Raw genomic sequence first — 16,780 nt, 5'->3', positions numbered from 1 at the left:
TCAGGCTGCCGTAGAGGAATAATTTGCCTGTTCCTCTTATTGCTTAGCTAACAAGTGCCGTGCATACCTTCCCATGCGTCACCATTGGACCCCAATGGGTTGCAGAGATCTGAGACGGGCGGTGCGCGGCGTGCACGCCGGCACCCGTCCTTAAAAAACGACTCGAGGAGAACTACATGGCTATTTATACATTTACGGGCGAGAGCCTGACGACACCGACCTTTAACCCGGCGTCCGACACCGTCCTCTTCCAGGTTCCCGCTTCGGAAATCGTCGACTTCACGCAGTCCGGCAACAATGTTGTCGTCACGACGACGACCGGCTCGCTGACCCTTACCGGCGTCCTCCTTTCGAGCCTTCAGAGCCTGAACTTCGCAGCCGACAACGGCGGCGTGATCCAGCTCGGCGTAGGTGGTGCCGATACGATAAGCGGCGGCGAGGGTGGCGACATCCTGATCGGTCGTTCGGACACCGTTTCTGGCGCCATCGTTGGCGGCAACGGCGATAACTTCATCCTCGGCGGTTCGGGCGTGAACGACTCGGCAGATGGCGGCGACACCATCACTTCCGGCACCGGCAATGACCGTATCTACGGCAACGGCGGCAACGACAGCATCTCCAGCACCTCGGGCAACGACGTCATCTATGGCGGCGCTGGCGATGACACCATCACGGCCGGCGTCCTCGCTGGCGAGGTTAGCTCCTACTTCGGCGGTGGCGGCGTCGTCGATTCGTCGACCGTGGGCGGCGCTACTGACATCTTCAACATCACCAATGCCGGTACGGCTTTCATCTACGGCAACGCTGGTGCTGACACGATCAACGTGACGCAGACCGGTGGATCGTCGGTAATTTACGGCGGCGTTGGCAACGACAACATCACTGTTGGCGGCGCTGGCAACCAGGCCCTCGGCGATATCGTCGTGTACGGCGGCACCCAGGATAACGACAGCATCAACCTGACGCTGGCATCGTCTGCATCGGCAACTGTTTACGGCGGCCTCGGCATTACCGACTCTGTTGACGGCGGCGATGCGATCCAGATTTCTGGCGGCTCGAGCGTTGTGTACGGCAATGCTGGAGAAGACGCCATCACGGTGGCAGTCGACGGCTCGACCTTCGTTCACGGCGGCATTGATGCGGATATCATCAACGTCACCCTGAGCAACGCAGACGCGACCGCCACGATTTACGGTGGTACTAACGTCGATGCCGATGGCAATGACGTGGTATCGGTTGTCGGTCTTGGCTCGTCCACCATTTTTGGTGGGAACGGTGTTACTGACGCTGCTGATGGTTCGGACAGCATCACTGGCGGCGGTGGTTCTGATCTCATCTACGGCAACGGCGGTAACGACACCATCGGTGGCGGTGCTGGCAATGACACCATCTACGGCGGCGCCGGCAACGACAGCATCACCGGTGGCACGGGCGTAGACGTAATGTCCGGCGGCCCAGGCAACGACACCTTCGTCTTCGCTGCTGGCGACAACGGTTCGACGATATCGACGGTCGATCAGATCATCGACCTCGATCTGGGTAACGCGACCGCAACTGCCACCACGTCTAACGACGTCCTGGAGTTGCCAACGACCGCGACTTTCACCACCGGTGCGGGTACTGCTGGCGTTGCCAGCACGACCGTTGGTGTGACCGCAGCGTCAGCAGTTGCTGTTGCCAGCTTCGATGCCGCGATTGCGGCTATGTCGACGTCGACCAGCGCCACAACCGGCCAGGCCGCTTTGTTCACGATCGGCGGCCAGACCTACCTGATCGCCGAAACCGGCGCGAACCACGCCACGTTCAATGCAGCGACCGACTTCGCGATCAACGTCACCGGTGTCACCGGTACGTTGGATGCATCCGACTTCGCGTAATCGGACTTGAAGTGAGAGAGGGCGGCCTTCGGGCCGCCCTTTTTTTTGCCCGCGGGAAATGCCGTTCGATCACCTGTGTCGGCTTGCTGCCGACAGGAACGCTCATGCCGACAAGGCTGCCGATGACCCCCTCACCCATTTACAAGAACCGCGACTGGTTTCTGCAGCGTGGCCTGATCACCGATTCCGACCCGTTGATAACCGGACAGCTGCAGTTCGAGCCGACCATCCGGCTGTTCCCGAATGCCAGGCTCCTCGACTGCCATCTCGGCGCCTACAGCTACGTCTCCCCCCAGTCGACGCTGAACCGGGTCCATGTCGGGCGCTACTGTTCGATCGGGGCGCAGTGCGAGATCGGCCCGACGCAGCATCCGGCCGACTGGCTGACGACGAGCCCCCTCGCCTACAAGGACGTCTTCAACGTCGGTGCCGCCTTCCCGCCCTCGGAGCGGCACGACGAGCTCTCGCCCGTCACCATCGGCAACGACGTCTGGATCGGCTCACGGGTGGCGGTGATGGGCGGCGTGACCATCGGCGACGGGGCGATCGTCGGCTATGGCAGCGTGGTGACGAAGGACGTCGCGCCCTACAGCATCGTCGGCGGGGTTCCGGCCAAGGTGATCCGCGGGCGGTTCGACGCAGCCACCATCGCCGCCCTGCAGCGCGCGCCCTGGTGGCGCTACGACCTCGCGCGGATGCGGGGCGCGCCGATCGACTGGCCAAGGCCCGCGATCGCGCTCCGCCAGATCGCCGCGAAGACTGCTGCCGGCGAGATCGACGCCCTCCCCGACACACGCCACCGCATCACCCGCCAGAACGGCCACCAGTTCGCCTTCGACCGGATCAGCCCGCCCCCGGCCCCCGCCGAGCCCCGCCGCGCGGTCTGACCGCCGCGCCGTGCGCCGCCAGGTTAAGGCGGGACGTTTGGACGCCTCGGCCGAAGACGGCAAGGCGGCAGCTGTTGGCGATGGGGAAATGCGAGCCCGCGGCATGGCGCACCCATAGGCGTCCCCGTGCTGACGGCCGCAAGGCGTCAGACGGTGGACGTGGGAGTGGCTGACCGGCGGAAGGCGCCGGCGCGTCGCCGGGCGCGGTCGCCGGCATAGAGGGGATGATGAAGTGGTGACCCCGGCTGGATTCGAACCAGCGACCATCGGCTTAGAAGGCCGGTGCTCTATCCTCTGAGCTACGGGGCCGAAGCGTGTGACGCTTGGATCGTCGCCCGGTCAGCGGACCGCGCGCAAGGCGCGGACGGACAGGGCTCGGCGATCAAGGCGTCCTCAATGCGTCCAGGGCTGCTGGCGGTTCCAGTTGAAGTTCTCGGCGTAGGAAATCTTCCGCCGCTTGGCTTCCTCGGGCTCTTCCACGCGGTAGGGAATGGCGTTGCGCTCGGCATAGTCGACCGCCATCTCGCGCGTCTCGAAGGAGAGCTTGATCTGGGCGTTCATGTCGCTCGAGGAGGTGTAGCCCATCAGCGGCTCGACGCGCTTGGCGATTTCCGGCTCGTACACCATTACCCAGTCCCTCGTCAGCGCCTTGCCGGACTGCATGGCGGTACGGGTGGGGCGATAGATGCGCGCAACCATGATTTCGGCTCCGTCGCGCCGCCGGAACGCGGCGTCCTGTGAGATGGTCGGAGCGGCAGGATTCGAACCTGCGACCCTCTGGTCCCAAACCAGATGCGCTACCAGGCTGCGCTACGCTCCGTTGACCGCAAGCCCTAGAGAGATTGGACTGGCCGCGCAAGCGCGAAGTTGGTTCGGGGGGACGATTGCCGGCCTGCAGGCTCGAAATTCGCCCGCAGCATACAAAACGTCATGGCCGCTGACGAAAAGACGACCCTTGTGTCGAAGTTTAATGATCAGGGCAATCGAAGGGTGAAGGCTGGCTGCGATGGTGCGCGGGGAACAGCAGGAGCACCGTGATGCCGCAGATCTGGATGACCTATGCCGAAGCCGGCGAGTTGCTCGGCCTTTCGCCGATGGCGATGCGCGACCATTGCGGGGTCGCGGGCCTGAGCCGGCGCCGCAGCCGCGACGGCCAGACGCGCCTGAAACTCTCCCCCGAGGCGATCGCGCTCTTCATCCAGCGCGAGGTCCGGCGCCATCTCGAGGCCAATCTGCCGAGCCTTGGCGTGCACGAGCTGCAGCAGCTGGCGTCGCTGCCGCTGGCGCCGCAACGGCGCGCCGCCTGAGCGGCAGCCTTCCTGTATAGCACGCTGCTTGAACGGAACAGGCGTCAGACCCCTGCGGGATCGCGTGCCTTGCCGAGCCGCCGCGGGGCCAGGAGGAACCAGCGCGATTGCGTGGTCTCCGACCAGATCTCGATCACGTCGCGCCTAAACAGGTCGGCGCAACTGAGGCTCCGATCCGTGAAAATCGGGTGCCGGAGGCCGGCATCGGTCAAACCGACAAAGCGCAGCCCTGCCTCCATCCCTTGCGCCACCGTCCGCCGGGCCGACAGGAGATGCGCCGGCTCGGCTGCTTGCGCACCCGTGGCGATGAGGCTGGACAGCAGTGCCAGACGGAACATTAGCATGCGCAACTCCTTTGCCGCGCGAAGGTGACCAGGCGGGCTGTCGCAAGCCTGGAGTGTCGGTGGATGCTGGGCCGAATGCAAGCGACAAGCAGCGTCGGACGGGGCATTCCGGGCACCCACGTTGCGTAGACGGAAACGCATGTCCAGACTATTCGCGTCGCTCGCCAATGCCGAAGGCAACGAGGGAGCAGAACTCTCGGCTATCCTGCCGAAAGGGGACAGCGTCACTGTCCCCGCGCGCAATGACAGCCGTGTGATCTGCCGTCGGCTGCGCAACCAACGCGCGCCGTTCCGCTTATCCCGTTCGCATGGGACGGGAGACGGAAATGAGAGACATCGCGGCAGGCGCCTTTCAGGGCGCCGCAATCGATGTGACGGTGTCGGTCGACGGTGCCGGGAAGAAACGCGAAATCTTCGGGATGGACGGAACGTCGTCTGGCGACGCTGCGGCGGGTTTGACGGCTGAGGGGATGACGGGCGAGGGTCAACCCGAAAAAATTATGTTTTTGTCAGCCTTTGAAGCGCCGCCCGCTTCGCCTACCTCCGCGCTGCAGCTGAAGCGGAGACATCGGATGGGCCGAGGGGTAGATCAGGAATTGAGCGCGATGATCCACGAGGTGATCGATGCGGCGCTGCTCGACCCGTCATCGCAGGAATATGCGGTCGCGCTACTGGTGGCGGAGCGGGGTCAGTCGTGCCTCGACTCAGCGCAGCGGGGCATCTGGGAAAGCCGCGTCCTTCCGATCCTCAGCAAGCCGATACACGAGCAAATCGCCATCGCCGCGATCCTGCGGCGCGGCGGCTATGTCCCACGCAAGATTGAATTCTAACCCCAGCACGCGACAATGACGCTTCCGCACTGTGAGAGCTGCCAGCATCCGCTGGCGGCATTGCTCTCAGACGAACGTTAGGTCTTAGGGGCCTCCGGAATCACGGGATGCTCGAGACGGTCGCCGGCCTTCAAACCGTAACGCGCCGCCGCCCCGCCGTTCAACTCCAGCACGTACCGGGCAGGCTCATGCGACGAGATGATGTCGAGCGAGAGAGGCTGGGCGTTGGCGGCGACATGCGTGATGCGGCCGCCTTCGTCCATAAACACCATGTCGAGCGGAATATACGTGTTCTTCATCCACATGGTGACGAGCCGTGTCTCCTTGAAATCGAACAGCATGCCCTGGTCAGCCGGCATGCTGTCGCGATTCATGAGCCCGACCTCGCGCTCCTTCTCGGTCGACGCCAGTTCGACGACGATCTCATGCGGTCCGCTGGCTGTCTGCAGCCTTCCGGTCGAGGACGCTCCGGAGGACAGGAGGGTAAAGAAGACGAGCGCCACGAGCGCGAGCGCACAGACCGCCAGCACCAGCCAGCGGGGCGACAAACGCCGGCCCGGAACAACGGTCCGCATCAGTGCGACGCCGGCAGGTCAGGGCCGCCGCTCGGATGCACTTCGGCGGCCATCAAGCCCTTGGAGCCCTCTCCGAAGCGGACGAGGACTGCCTGGCCCGGACGAAGTTCCGTCATGCCGAATATCCTAAGCGTTTCCATGTGCACGAAAATATCGGCCGTCCCCTCGCCCCGCGACAAAAATCCATAGCCCTTGCTACGGTTGAACCACTTGACGGTCGCCGGCTCGAGATCACTCGTCGCCTCCACGGGATTGAGGGTGCGCTGGGGCTGCTGCGAGGGGTGAACCGCCGTCGACGCATCGAGCGACAGGATGCGCAACACCTGCAGACCCCGCTGGCCGCGATGGACCTCGCACACGATGCGGGCCCCTTCAAGCGCCGTGGCAAATCCTCCGCGACGTAGGCAGCTCACATGAAGAAGGATATCGTCTCCCTCTTCATCAGGGACGACGAAGCCAAAGCCTTTGGAGGCATCGAACCATTTGACATGACCGGAAGCGACGTCCAGTTCTACCGGTCCATCGGACAGGTGCGGCTCGTCCAGCAATCGGCCAAGGGTGTTTTCCGGCATGCGGGGGGTCCGCCTCTCACGCCCGACGAATCATCGACGTCACCGACGATAGCACTAACGGGACCACTTGAATAAAGCCGAAACTCGGGCCTCCGCGATAAATTTCAAGACCTGTGTGCCGGCTATCTTTCCGCCAGAGTGAGCATTGCCATTCGGGATGAAGGCGGGCGTAGAGCCCGCCTTCCGTTGGCAAGGAGTTTAGCCCTTGATCGTCTCGAGCGCCTTCTGGCAGGCCGCCTCGTCTCCCGCATCGGCCGCCTTCTGTGCCGCGTCGAGCGCCTTTCCGGTGGTTGCCGCCGTGGCCGCACCTGCCTGCTGCGCCGAGGAGTCCTGTGCGGACGTCGCCACTTGCGGATCAGTGCCGCCGGCCTCGGGGGCCAAGGGCGCCGTAGTGCCATCCTGCACAACCTTGCCCGGCGTCGCGCTCTGGCCCGGCGTTGTGGTGGTCCCGCCGCCGGCAGGCGCCGCCATGGCCGCGCCCTCCGTGGTCTTGGCGGCTGCGCCCGCTGGTTCGAGAGGGGCCGTGGTGCCGTCCTGGACGATCGGCCCCGTCTTCGGCGCCGCGGCCGAGCCGGCTGGTGCCTCGAAATTGGTGGTTTTGCCGTCGGCGGCACTGGTCGAGCCGGTTGCGCTGAGGTCGTTGGCGCGCAAGGCGGCGATATCGGCGGCGCAATCGGCCGAGGCTACCCCGGCAAAAGCGAAGGAAAGCGCGACTGAAGAGAGCAGAATAGAAACGCGTGTCATCCCAAGGATCCTTTTTTGATCCGGTGCCCATTACCTCAACTCGGCTATTTCGAGGCAGGTTCCCGCCCATCTCAGCGCAAGGAACGAATGCCAGCATGCGCGGCGACAACACCGCGTTTGCGGTTGGCCTTTCCCCGTGCCGCACTAGAACATCGTGCTCGCACACAAGGAGAGTTTCATGCGCTATCTGCACACCATGGTCCGCGTCAGCGACATCGAAAAGTCGCTCGACTTCTACTGCAACAAGATGGGGATGGTGGAAGTCCGCCGGACCGAGAGCGAGGCCGGCCGCTTCACGCTGATCTTCCTCGCGGCCTCCGAGGATGAGGCTTCTGGCCGCGCGGAGCAGGCCCCGCTGCTCGAGTTGACCTACAACTGGGATCCGGAAGCCTATGGAGAGGGTCGCAACTTCGGGCATCTCGCCTACGAGGTCGACGATATCTACGCGACCTGCCAATCGCTGATGGATGCCGGCATCACCATCAACCGCCCGCCGCGCGACGGCAACATGGCGTTCGTCCGCTCGCCCGATAACGTGTCGATCGAACTGTTGCAGAAGGGACCTGCCAAGCCGAAGGCAGAGCCTTGGGCGTCGATGCAGAATACCGGCAAGTGGTAAGCTCAACGGCCATTCTCGCGCCGTAATCTAGCCATAGTGCAAAAATTGGATTAACGAACATCTCCCAGTCGCAAAATAGCACGGCGACGCAAGGTGGGGACCTTGGGGAGTGTTCGTTCGTCACTTCAAGCCGTTCTTCTGTTCGGGGGACGGCTTCAATCATGAGGGGTCCGTCGGCACTGTGCCGATCCTCCCCTGAGAGGGTGGATCCGGTTTGACAAATACGCTCCTGGAATCCTGGGCTACACGGCTTCGTCGCCACAGCATTCTGGTGGCCGTGATGGCCACCGCACCGCTTCTGACCGCCTGCGTCTCGGCCGTCGACGATCCAGCTTTCGGATTTACCAGCGGCGTCGCGACCAACACTGCACCTGTCGCCTCGGCCGATGCTAAGCCCGCAGCGGAAGGCCAGGAGGTCAGCCAGACTGCCAGTGCGACCCCCTCGGCAGGCCCTGCAGAAACTGGCGAGCCTGCCGCCGACAAGACCGCCCGCGTCACGGCCGAGCCAGCGACAGAAACCGCTTCCACGACGCCAACGACGCGAGAGCCCTTCCCGCTTGCCTCCGGGCGCACTGCCATTGCCGCCTATGCCGGCGCGACGGTCGGCCAGTCCAGCGAGACGGCCATTACCACTGCCGAGGCCCCCAAGCAGGCCGACAGCTCGCTTTTCGCTACCCTCTTCGCGAAGTCGGAAGCCAAGACCCCCATTCGCAATGCCGATGTCGGCAAAAGCCGCCGCGTGATCCTGAAGCCCGAGGGCGCGCCGCAGCCGGCCGACGGCGGACCGACACAAATGGCTTCCCTCCCCGGCGTGAAGAGCCGCGCCTCGCTGTTCGAGATCGGACAACGCGCCTCGGCGGACTATGATGCGGAGATCCTCGAAGAGGCCAATGGCGACGAAGGCACCTACCAGGTCGCCTCGCTGTCGGGCATGGCCCGCATGGCGCCCAACGGCCTTCTGGTGCAGCGTCCGGACGTCCAGACCAGCTGCTTCGAGCCCAAGCTCGTCTCGATGATCCGCGCCGTCGAGGCGCGCTACCATACCAAGGCTGTCGTCACCTCCGGCTACCGCAGCCCGAGCTACAACAAGCGCGTCAACGGTGCTCAAAAATCGATGCACATGGCCTGCAAGGCGGCGGACATCCAGGTTCCCGGCGCCAACAATCTCGAGGTCGCCGCCTTCCTGCGCAGCCTGCCCGGTCGCGGCGGTGTTGGCACCTACTGCCATACCACGGCGATCCACGTCGATATCGGTCGCGAGCGCGACTGGAACTGGGCCTGCCGCCGCCGCCGGGCTTGATCCTATACAAGCCAGCAGAGCTCGGACGCCATACGATTCGGACGGCAAACCCGGCCGCGCCAACAAATTTCGACCGAGGCAAGCTTCGCAAGAGACTGATTCTTCTGCCTTATTTACTGCTGTGTCGGTTTCCTGACAGATCAGCACAGGAAGCCCTTGCGGACCCCCCCGAAGTTTTCTATACACCGCCTCGCGCTGCGCCCATCGTCTATCGGTTAGGACGCCACCCTTTCACGGTGGAGAGAGGGGTTCGACTCCCCTTGGGCGTACCATTGACCTGCCTTCGCGGTCATGGACAGGTTTCCAGACCGCAGCGATTCGCTTACGAACTACTTTAATCTTTCACGGTTTGCTGCGCCGTCTCCATGCCGGGAGACGCTCGCACGTTGGGTCGCATCCTTTTTGCGGGCCTTGCCGTGGTTTTCCCCAGAATGCCGCAGCCGTTGCCCCCGATGCCGTCCAGCGGAATGATTAAATCTTAATTCTAATCCCCGACGATCAGCCATCGTCGACAGGATTGGGATGACAGCCTTGGCGCGCAAGAAGACCACCAAAAAACCGGTGCGGCGGCGGACAGCCGCCAAATCCGGTGGCTCTCTCGGAAAGCTCGGCTGGGCCGCAGCGGCCGTTGTCGCCGTCGGTTGGGTCGCCTCCGACGGACGGGCAATGGGGTATATCGACAAGCTCATGCCCGCCGCCACGAGCTATGTCGCCGGCATCAAGCGGGAAGCCACCGAGGCCTGGGCACCCGAAGCAGCCGCCCGCGCTGCTCCCGCTCCGGACACCGAACATCGCCAGATCACGCAACGCGATCCAGACGCCCGTTCCACGCGGGACGCGCAGCCAACCAGACGGCCAGCGATGCGGGATGATTCTTCGGCGTCCCCTACCGCGCGATCGCCCCGCCCACCCGCCGTCGTGCCGACCCATGTGGCGGCGATCTCGCCATCGCCCGCGCCGCGTCTGTCACCCCTGCGAATGCCGCGCGAGGGCGACGGAGAAGAGCCCCGTCGGCCGATGCGCGTCCTGCCGCCGACTGAGACGCCTTCTGCCGCCCGTCCGGCGGCGCCGGTCGCCATGGCGCCCTCGGCGGCGCCAGCGGGGGGCTTGCGCCATGCGACGCGGCTCCTGATCATCCGTGACGCGCCCGACGACAGCGGCAAGCATGTCGGGTCGGTTGTCGCGGGCATGCAGGTTGAGGTGCTGAGAGCCGCGGGCCAGTGGCGCTATGTCAGGGCCGACGATGGCGAGGGCTGGGTCGACGGGACCTTCCTGGCTGGCGAGTCGGCATCGCTGGCGGCACCGGCGCTGCAGACCATGGCAGCCGTGGTGCCGCGGGCTGCCTCTGTTCCCACCACGCTCACGGCACCGGTCCCGCCCCTCGCAATCCGCAACCGCTGACAAGCCAAAGGCCGGGCTGGGCCCGGCCTTTGTAACTACGATAGGGCGCCCGTGAACGGCGCGCAGCGCAACAAGGGTGTGCGGGTTACCCCTTTATGAGGACGATCTCGGCCTCGCCGGGGCCTGCCGTCACGACATCGCCGACATGCTTGCCGGCGAGGCTCTTCGCCAGCGGGGCGACGTAAGAGAGCAGTCCCTTGGTCGGGTCCGCCTCGTCCTGGCCGACGATGCGATATTCCTGACGCCGGCCATCATCGCGCTCGATTGTCACACGGCTGCCGAAATGGACCTCGTCGGCATCCGCCGGCGTCTCGATCACCTCGGCGGAGGCGCGGCGCGCGTTCCAGTATCGCAGATCCCGGTTGACCGTCGCGATCAGGTTCTTGTCGTCGATCTTCTGTGCCTCAGCCAATGCCGCGCGCAGCGTTTCGAGCTCCTTGTCGATGAGCCCGAGGCCACGCTGCGTGACGAAGTTCGGGTCGGTGCCGAGCTCCCGGTCCGGCAGACTTTCCACCGACTGGAGTTCATTGGGTTCCCGGACGAATGCCACGCTCATGTCTTTTCCTTCGGCTGGATGCCAAAGCCCTAGATGGGGCCTGTTCCCGATAAATCCAACTGCCCGCCGCTCAATCGAAAGCCTCGGCTACGTCGACGATCCGGAAGCCCACGGTTTCCCGGCCCCGGTAGCGGTCGAGCGTCACGGTGCCCGCGACATGAACGGGACGGTCGCGGCGCTCGAGCAGCCGCCGGCCGATCTCGGTCTCCTCTGCCCGGAAGGCGATCGCCGAGATGCCGGCGCCATCGGCGGATTTCAGCGTCGCGCGGACATGCCCGTTGCCGACGATGCCGGAGGATTCGATCCGGTGCCGCGCCAGCGCCAGGATGGGCTGGGCATGGCCGGAGCCATAGGGCCCGGCGCTTTCCAGCCGCTCGAACAGTTCACGCGTCAGCCCCATGGCGCTGACGGCGCCGTCGAGCTTCAGCGCGTCGACCTTGCGGAGATCGCCGACCGTCGCGGCCGCCTTCTCCTCGACATAGCCGCGGAAGTCGCCGAGCCGGTCGCGCTCGATGGTGATGCCCGCTGCCATCGCATGGCCGCCGCCCTTGACGATGATGCCGGCCTCCAGTGCCCCGCGCACCAGCCGGCCGAGGTCGAAGCCGGGAATCGACCGGCCGGAGCCGGTGCCCTTGCCGTCGGCGTTGAAGGCGATGGCAAAGGCCGGGCGGCGGTAGCGCTCCTTCAGGCGGGCGGCGATGAGGCCGACGATGCCCGGATGCCAGCTTGGCCGGGCCGTCACCAGCACCGGCGGCCCGTCCCCTCCGCCGATCTCGGCAGCGATCTCGGTCTCGGCCTCGAGCAGCATCGCGCGTTCCATCGCCTGCCGCTCCTCGTTGAGGACATGCAGCTGGTCGGCCAGCGCCCGCGCGTCGTTCTCGTCGTCGACCGTCAGCAGCCGCGCGCCGAGATGCGCCTCGCCGATCCGCCCGCCGGCATTGATCCGCGGTCCGAGGATAAAACCGAGATGATAGGCGTCGATCGGCCCGGAAATGCGGGCCACCTGCGCCAGCATCCGCAGGCCGGTATTGCGCTGCTGCCGCATCACGGCGAGGCCCTTGACCACCAGTGCCCGGTTGAAGCCGACGAGCGGGACGACGTCGCAGACCGTCGCCAGCGCCGCCAGATCCAGCATGGCGAGGACGTCCGGCAGGTCGCTCTGCCGGCGGCCACGCCGCCGCAGCTCGCGCGACACCGCCACCAGGGTCAGGAACACGACGCCGACCGCCGCTAGATGCCCTTGCCCCGAGAGATCGTCCTGTCGGTTCGGGTTGACGATGGCGATGGCCGTGGGAAGACTGGCAGCGGTCTGGTGATGGTCTAGCACCAAGACGTCGCAGCGCGCCCTGGCGGCGACGTCGAGCGCCTCATGGCTCGTGGTGCCACAGTCGACGGTGACGATCAGCCTTGCCCCGCCGTCGATCAGCTCCTGGATCGCTTGGCCGTTGGGGCCATAGCCCTCGGTGATGCGGTCGGGAATGCGGATTTCCGGCGAGAGGCCGAAATGCGCGAGATAGCGCCACATCAGCGCCGACGAGCAGGCGCCGTCGACATCGTAGTCGCCGAAGATCGCCACCTGTTCGCTGCGGTCGATCGCATCGGCGATGCGGCTGGCGGCCGCGTCCATGTCGGTCAGCGTCGAGGGATCCGGCATCAGGTCACGCAGCGTCGGCGCGAGGAAGCCGGGCGCCAGTTCCGCCGCGACGCCGCGCGACGCCAGCACCCGTGCGACGATGTCCGGCAGCCCGTGATCCTGCGACATCCGGAGCGCCACCGCCTCGGCGCGGTTATCCAGCGCGTGCAGCCAGCGACGGCCGCTCAGCGACGCCTCGACGGCAAGGAAGGTACGTCCGGTCATGCCTGTTCAACTGCTTTCAACCGATGCCGCGCCACTTTGCGACGCGCCGCACTGTTCGCGGGCGAGGCGCTGTCGTGCGTCAGAGCCCGAGCTTGGCGCGGTTATAGTGCCGGGCGCGGACCTCGCGCACCGTGCGTGACATCGAGCGCATCACCAGCGTGTGGGTCTCGACCCGGTCCTGGTAGAAGCGCACGCCGTCCAGCAGATTGCCGTCAGTGACGCCGGTCGCCGAGAAGATCACGTCGCCCGACGCCATGTCGCCGAGGGTGTAGATGCGATAGGGGTCGCTGATCCCCATCTGCTCGGCCCGCGCCCGCTTCTCGTTGGTGTTAAGGTGCAACCGACCCTGGATCTGCCCGCCAATGCAGAGGAGCGCTGCCGCCGCGAGCACGCCTTCCGGCGCACCGCCGACGCCCATGTAGATGTCGATGCCGGTCTCGTCGGGATCGGTCGTGTGGATGACGCCCGCGACATCGCCGTCGCCGATCAGCCGGATCGCCGCACCGGCCGCGCGTATCTCCTCGATCAGCTGGGCATGCCGGGGCCGGTCGAGGATGCAGGCGGTGATCTCGCCGACCGGCACGCCCTTGGCCTTCGCCAGCGCCGCCAGGTTCACCGCTGCCGGCAAGCCGAGCTGCACCGTGCCCTCGGGATAGCCGGGGCCGATGGCGATCTTCTCCATGTAGACGTCGGGGGCATTCAGGAGGCTGCCGCGCGCCGCCACCGCGATGACCGAGAGCGAGTTCGGCAGGTTCTTGGCGCAGACCGTCGTGCCCTCGAGCGGATCGAGGGCGATGTCGACCTTCGGCCCGCGCCGTGTGCCGACCTCCTCGCCGATGAACAGCATCGGCGCCTCGTCCCGCTCGCCCTCGCCGATGACGATGCGCCCGTCGATGTCGAGGCAGTTCAGCTCCGAGCGCATGGCGTCGACGGCGGCTTGGTCGGCGGCCTTCTCGTCGCCGCGCCCCCGAAGAGTTGCCGCGGCGACGGCTGCCCGCTCGGTCACCCGGGCGATCTCGATCGACAGGACGCGGTCCAGCGGTTCCGCCACGGTGGTCGTCTCGTTCATCGCCCTGTCTCCGTCGTCCGGAAGGTCATATGCACTGCGACCGTGAAAGCGCAATGTCGCGTTCGACAGCTGTGCATTGGTCGATGCCGCCAGCGGTCTGGGCCGCCGGTGGCCTGGCGACCCGCGGCGGCCTTCAGGCTCAGTCTAGCGTCTCGATCCGGATCATCCTTGGCTCGCCCGCCAGATGTCCGTCGCGCGAGACCGCGTCGAGCGCCTTACGGACCGCCGCCTCCGTCGTCTCGTGGGTGATCAGCACCACCGGGGCCGTATCACCCTCGTCCTCGCCGGCGCGCCGCCGCTGGACGATCGAGTCCAGCGAGATCGCGTTTTCGGCCATGCGCCGGGCGATCGAGGCGAAGGCGCCGACGCGGTCGAGCACGGTGAGGCGGATGTAGTAGCCGCCTTCGTGCGCTCGCATCCGCGCCCGCTTGTAGGGCTGCAGTTCGGCCGGCGCGATCCCGAGCGTCGGGATCGACACACCGGTGGCGAGGTCGAGGATGTCCGAGAGCACGGCGGACGCCGTCGCCTTGCCGCCGGCACCGGGCCCGGCGAGGAGGATCGAGCCGAGGAGGTCGGTATCGACCGCGACCGCATTGGTGACGCCGTCGACCTGCGCCAGTGCCGAATGCGCAGGGATCATCGTCGGATGCACGCGCTGCTCGATGCCACTCTCGGTGCGCTGTGCGACCGCCAGCAGCTTGATCCGGAAGCCGAGCTCGGCCGCCGCCTCGATGTCGTCGTTGGTGACGGAGGAAATTCCCTCGATGAACACCGATTCCAGATCGATCTCGCAGCCGAAGGCGAGCGAGGTGAGGATAGTCAGCTTGTGCGCGGCGTCGAAGCCACCGATGTCGAAGGTCGGGTCGGCTTCTGCATAGCCGAGGCGCTGGGCGTCGGCGAGGCAGTCCTCGAAGGCGATCCCCTCCTTCTCCATGCGGGTCAGCATGTAGTTGCAGGTGCCGTTGAGGATGCCGTAGACGCGGCTCACCGTGTTGCCGCGCAGGGCCTCGCGCAAAGTCTTGATGATCGGGATGCCGCCGGCGACCGCGGCTTCGAACAGGATCGTGGTGTTCTTGCGCTGGGCGAGCTTGGCGAGCGACACGCCATGATGGGCGAGCAGCGCCTTGTTGGCGGTGACCACCGGCAAGCCGCGGTTCAGTGCCGCCTTGACCGAGTCCAGCGCCGCCCCTTCCGAACCGCCGACGAGCTCGACGAAGACGTCGATGTCCGCCTTGGCGGCAAGCTCGACCGGATCGTCGAACCAGGCGAAGCCGGACACGTCGATGCCGCGGTCCTTCTGCCGGTCCCGCGCCGAGACGGCCGCGACCTCGATTGTGCGGCCAGTGCGCTTGGTGAAGATGTCGCGCTTGTCGTCGATCAGCCGCGCCAGCGACGCGCCGACGGTGCCAAGACCGGCAAGGCCGAGTCTCATCGGGCGAGCCATACTACCTCTTGTCTCGATGTGTTCGGGCCGGCGCCCGTCGAGGGCACCGCCGGAAACGTTAATGGGTGGCGCCGTCGCCACGTGCGGTTGCGCGGAGAAGCGGCGCCGGGATACTAGGCTGTCTTGCTGAGCGGAACGACGTTTTGCCCCGCTTCCGCCGAGGGCGCAAGGAAGCGCTTGATGTTTCGCGCCGCTTGGCGGATCCGGTGTTCGTTCTCAACCAGCGCGATGCGGACGAAATCATCGCCATGCTCGCCGAAGCCGATGCCCGGCGCGACCGCGACGTCCGCCTTCTCGATCAGCAGCTTGGAGAACTCCAGCGAGCCGAGATGCTTGTACGGGTCCGGAATCGGCGCCCAGGCGAACATTGTCGAGGACGGCGGCGGCACCTTGAAGCCGGACCGCCCGAAGGCATCCACCAGCACATCGCGTCGGTGTTTGTAGATCGAGCGCACCTCGCGCACGGCGCTGTCGTCTGCGTTGAGCGCTGCCGTTGCCGCCACCTGGATCGGCGTGAAGGCGCCGTAGTCGAGATAGGACTTCACGCGGGCGAGCGCCGCGATCAGTCTGGAATTACCGACGGCGAAGCCGACCCGCCAGCCTGGCATGGAGAACGTCTTCGACATCGAGGTGAACTCGACCGCGACATCGATCGCGCCCGGCACCTGCAGGATCGATGGCGGCGGAGCACCGTCGAAGTAGATCTCGGCATAGGCGAGATCGGAAAGGACGATGATCTCGTGCTTGCGGGCGAAGGCCACGACCGCTGCGTAGAAGTCGAGATCGGCTTCATAAGCGGTTGGATTGGACGGATAGTTCAGGATGATCGCCAGCGGCTTCGGGATGGAATGGCGCACCGCGCGGTCGATCGCCGCGAGGAAATCGTCATCGGGCTTGGCCGGGATCGATCGGATAGTGCCGCCGGCCATCAGGAAGCCGAAGGCGTGGATCGGATAGGTCGGGTTCGGGCAGAGCACCACGTCGCCCGGCGCGGTGATCGCCTGCGCCATGTTGGCGAAGCCTTCCTTCGAGCCGAGCGTCGCGACGACCTCGGTGTCCGGATTGAGCTTCACGCCGAAACGACGGAGATAATACGCCGCCTGGGCGCGGCGTAGGCCGGCAATGCCCTTGGAGGCGGAGTAGCGGTGGGTGCGCGGGTCGCGCACGGCCTCGCACAGCTTGTCGATGACGAAGGACGGCGTCGGCAAGTCGGGATTGCCCATGCCGAGGTCGACGATGTCGGCGCCGCGGGCGCGCGCGCCGGCCTTCAGCCGGTTGACCTCCTCGAACACGTAGGGTGGCAGTCTGCGAACCTTATGGAATTCCTCGGTCATCTCTCGTCCCCCGACCAGGATCCCGCCCGGCCTTCTCCCGCTGTCGCGTCTTGTCTCATATCC

17 protein-coding genes and 3 tRNA genes are annotated in these 16,780 nt (G+C 65.8%); 8 read left to right on the top strand and 12 right to left on the bottom strand.

Going from position 1 to position 16,780, the window contains the following annotated elements; all coding sequences use genetic code 11:
• Positions 1–176: 176 nt before the first annotated feature.
• Both ACZLZY_RS18745 and ACZLZY_RS18740 read left to right on the top strand, forming a co-directional pair.
• Positions 177–1,877: a bluetail domain-containing putative surface protein gene (locus tag ACZLZY_RS18745; RefSeq protein ID WP_472935082.1), complete on the top strand. Its 1,701-nt coding sequence runs from the start codon at positions 177–179 to the stop codon at positions 1,875–1,877.
• Between the two features lie 122 nt (positions 1,878–1,999).
• Positions 2,000–2,764, top strand: a complete 765-nt coding sequence (locus tag ACZLZY_RS18740) for a CatB-related O-acetyltransferase (protein WP_472935081.1) — start codon at positions 2,000–2,002, stop codon at positions 2,762–2,764.
• A 233-nt stretch (positions 2,765–2,997) separates the two neighbouring features.
• Here ACZLZY_RS18740 and ACZLZY_RS18735 read toward each other — a convergent pair.
• From ACZLZY_RS18735 to ACZLZY_RS18725, 3 genes are all read right to left on the bottom strand, one after another.
• Positions 2,998–3,073: transfer RNA gene (locus ACZLZY_RS18735), tRNA-Arg, on the bottom strand.
• Positions 3,074–3,157: 84 nt separating this feature from the next.
• Positions 3,158–3,463 carry an ETC complex I subunit gene (locus ACZLZY_RS18730; protein ID WP_472935080.1) on the bottom strand — a complete coding sequence of 102 codons (306 nt, stop codon included), beginning with the start codon at positions 3,461–3,463 and terminating at the stop codon, positions 3,158–3,160.
• 44 nt (positions 3,464–3,507) lie between these two features.
• Positions 3,508–3,584: transfer RNA gene (locus tag ACZLZY_RS18725), tRNA-Pro, on the bottom strand.
• A gap of 217 nt (positions 3,585–3,801) precedes the next feature.
• Between ACZLZY_RS18725 and ACZLZY_RS18720 the strand changes: the two genes are divergently transcribed.
• Complete coding sequence (locus tag ACZLZY_RS18720) at positions 3,802–4,071, top strand: hypothetical protein (RefSeq protein WP_472935079.1); 270 nt, start codon at positions 3,802–3,804, stop codon at positions 4,069–4,071.
• 44 nt (positions 4,072–4,115) lie between these two features.
• Here the strand turns inward: ACZLZY_RS18720 and ACZLZY_RS18715 are convergent, their stop codons facing one another.
• Positions 4,116–4,415 (bottom strand): hypothetical protein, encoded by a 300-nt coding sequence (locus ACZLZY_RS18715; RefSeq protein ID WP_472935078.1) that lies wholly within the window; start codon positions 4,413–4,415, stop codon positions 4,116–4,118.
• Positions 4,416–4,741: 326 nt separating this feature from the next.
• Between ACZLZY_RS18715 and ACZLZY_RS18710 the strand changes: the two genes are divergently transcribed.
• Entirely contained in the window at positions 4,742–5,245 is a 504-nt protein-coding gene (locus tag ACZLZY_RS18710) for a hypothetical protein (protein ID WP_472935077.1), read from the top strand.
• Positions 5,246–5,322: 77 nt separating this feature from the next.
• Here the strand turns inward: ACZLZY_RS18710 and ACZLZY_RS18705 are convergent, their stop codons facing one another.
• The 3 genes from ACZLZY_RS18705 to ACZLZY_RS18695 form a co-directional block, all read right to left on the bottom strand.
• Positions 5,323–5,820 carry a DUF192 domain-containing protein gene (locus tag ACZLZY_RS18705; RefSeq protein WP_472935076.1) on the bottom strand — a complete coding sequence of 166 codons (498 nt, stop codon included), beginning with the start codon at positions 5,818–5,820 and terminating at the stop codon, positions 5,323–5,325.
• Positions 5,820–6,392 carry a cold-shock protein gene (locus tag ACZLZY_RS18700; RefSeq protein WP_472935075.1) on the bottom strand — a complete coding sequence of 191 codons (573 nt, stop codon included), beginning with the start codon at positions 6,390–6,392 and terminating at the stop codon, positions 5,820–5,822. The genes ACZLZY_RS18705 and ACZLZY_RS18700 overlap by 1 nt, the downstream gene beginning before the upstream one ends.
• Positions 6,393–6,590: 198 nt before the next feature.
• Positions 6,591–7,136, bottom strand: coding sequence for a hypothetical protein (locus ACZLZY_RS18695; RefSeq protein WP_472935074.1), 546 nt, complete (start codon positions 7,134–7,136; stop codon positions 6,591–6,593).
• A 178-nt stretch (positions 7,137–7,314) separates the two neighbouring features.
• On the opposite strand from ACZLZY_RS18695, the gene ACZLZY_RS18690 reads away from it, so the two are divergent.
• The 4 genes from ACZLZY_RS18690 (at position 7,315) to ACZLZY_RS18675 (ending at position 10,456) form a co-directional block, all read left to right on the top strand.
• On the top strand, positions 7,315–7,755 hold the full coding sequence (locus ACZLZY_RS18690; RefSeq protein WP_472935073.1) for a VOC family protein: 441 nt from the start codon (positions 7,315–7,317) through the stop codon (positions 7,753–7,755).
• Between the two features lie 214 nt (positions 7,756–7,969).
• Complete coding sequence (locus ACZLZY_RS18685; protein ID WP_472935072.1) at positions 7,970–9,055, top strand: YcbK family protein; 1,086 nt, start codon at positions 7,970–7,972, stop codon at positions 9,053–9,055.
• 197 nt (positions 9,056–9,252) lie between these two features.
• Positions 9,253–9,327, top strand: a tRNA-Glu gene (locus ACZLZY_RS18680).
• A gap of 745 nt (positions 9,328–10,072) precedes the next feature.
• The gene (locus ACZLZY_RS18675; protein ID WP_472935071.1) at positions 10,073–10,456 is read left to right on the top strand and encodes an SH3 domain-containing protein; all 384 of its coding nucleotides are present in this window, start codon (positions 10,073–10,075) and stop codon (positions 10,454–10,456) included.
• Between the two features lie 85 nt (positions 10,457–10,541).
• Here the strand turns inward: ACZLZY_RS18675 and greA are convergent, their stop codons facing one another.
• The 5 genes from greA to ACZLZY_RS18650 all read right to left on the bottom strand — a co-directional run bounded on the left by greA (position 10,542) and on the right by ACZLZY_RS18650 (position 16,717).
• Positions 10,542–11,012 (bottom strand): transcription elongation factor GreA, encoded by a 471-nt coding sequence (gene greA, locus ACZLZY_RS18670; protein WP_472935070.1) that lies wholly within the window; start codon positions 11,010–11,012, stop codon positions 10,542–10,544.
• Between the two features lie 70 nt (positions 11,013–11,082).
• On the bottom strand, positions 11,083–12,870 hold the full coding sequence (recJ, locus tag ACZLZY_RS18665) for a single-stranded-DNA-specific exonuclease RecJ (protein WP_472935069.1): 1,788 nt from the start codon (positions 12,868–12,870) through the stop codon (positions 11,083–11,085).
• A 79-nt stretch (positions 12,871–12,949) separates the two neighbouring features.
• Positions 12,950–13,939 carry a class II fructose-bisphosphatase gene (gene glpX / locus ACZLZY_RS18660; protein WP_472935068.1) on the bottom strand — a complete coding sequence of 330 codons (990 nt, stop codon included), beginning with the start codon at positions 13,937–13,939 and terminating at the stop codon, positions 12,950–12,952.
• Positions 13,940–14,078: 139 nt separating this feature from the next.
• Positions 14,079–15,383, bottom strand: coding sequence for a homoserine dehydrogenase (locus ACZLZY_RS18655; protein ID WP_472935067.1), 1,305 nt, complete (start codon positions 15,381–15,383; stop codon positions 14,079–14,081).
• Between the two features lie 113 nt (positions 15,384–15,496).
• Positions 15,497–16,717 carry an LL-diaminopimelate aminotransferase gene (locus tag ACZLZY_RS18650; protein ID WP_472935066.1) on the bottom strand — a complete coding sequence of 407 codons (1,221 nt, stop codon included), beginning with the start codon at positions 16,715–16,717 and terminating at the stop codon, positions 15,497–15,499.
• Between the last annotated feature and the right edge of the window lie 63 nt (positions 16,718–16,780).

It is taken from the genome of Mesocryomonas lacus, from assembly GCF_055730135.2.
The sequence above is the reverse complement of the archived record's forward strand: the minus strand, read 5'-3'. Positions and strand labels throughout refer to the sequence as shown.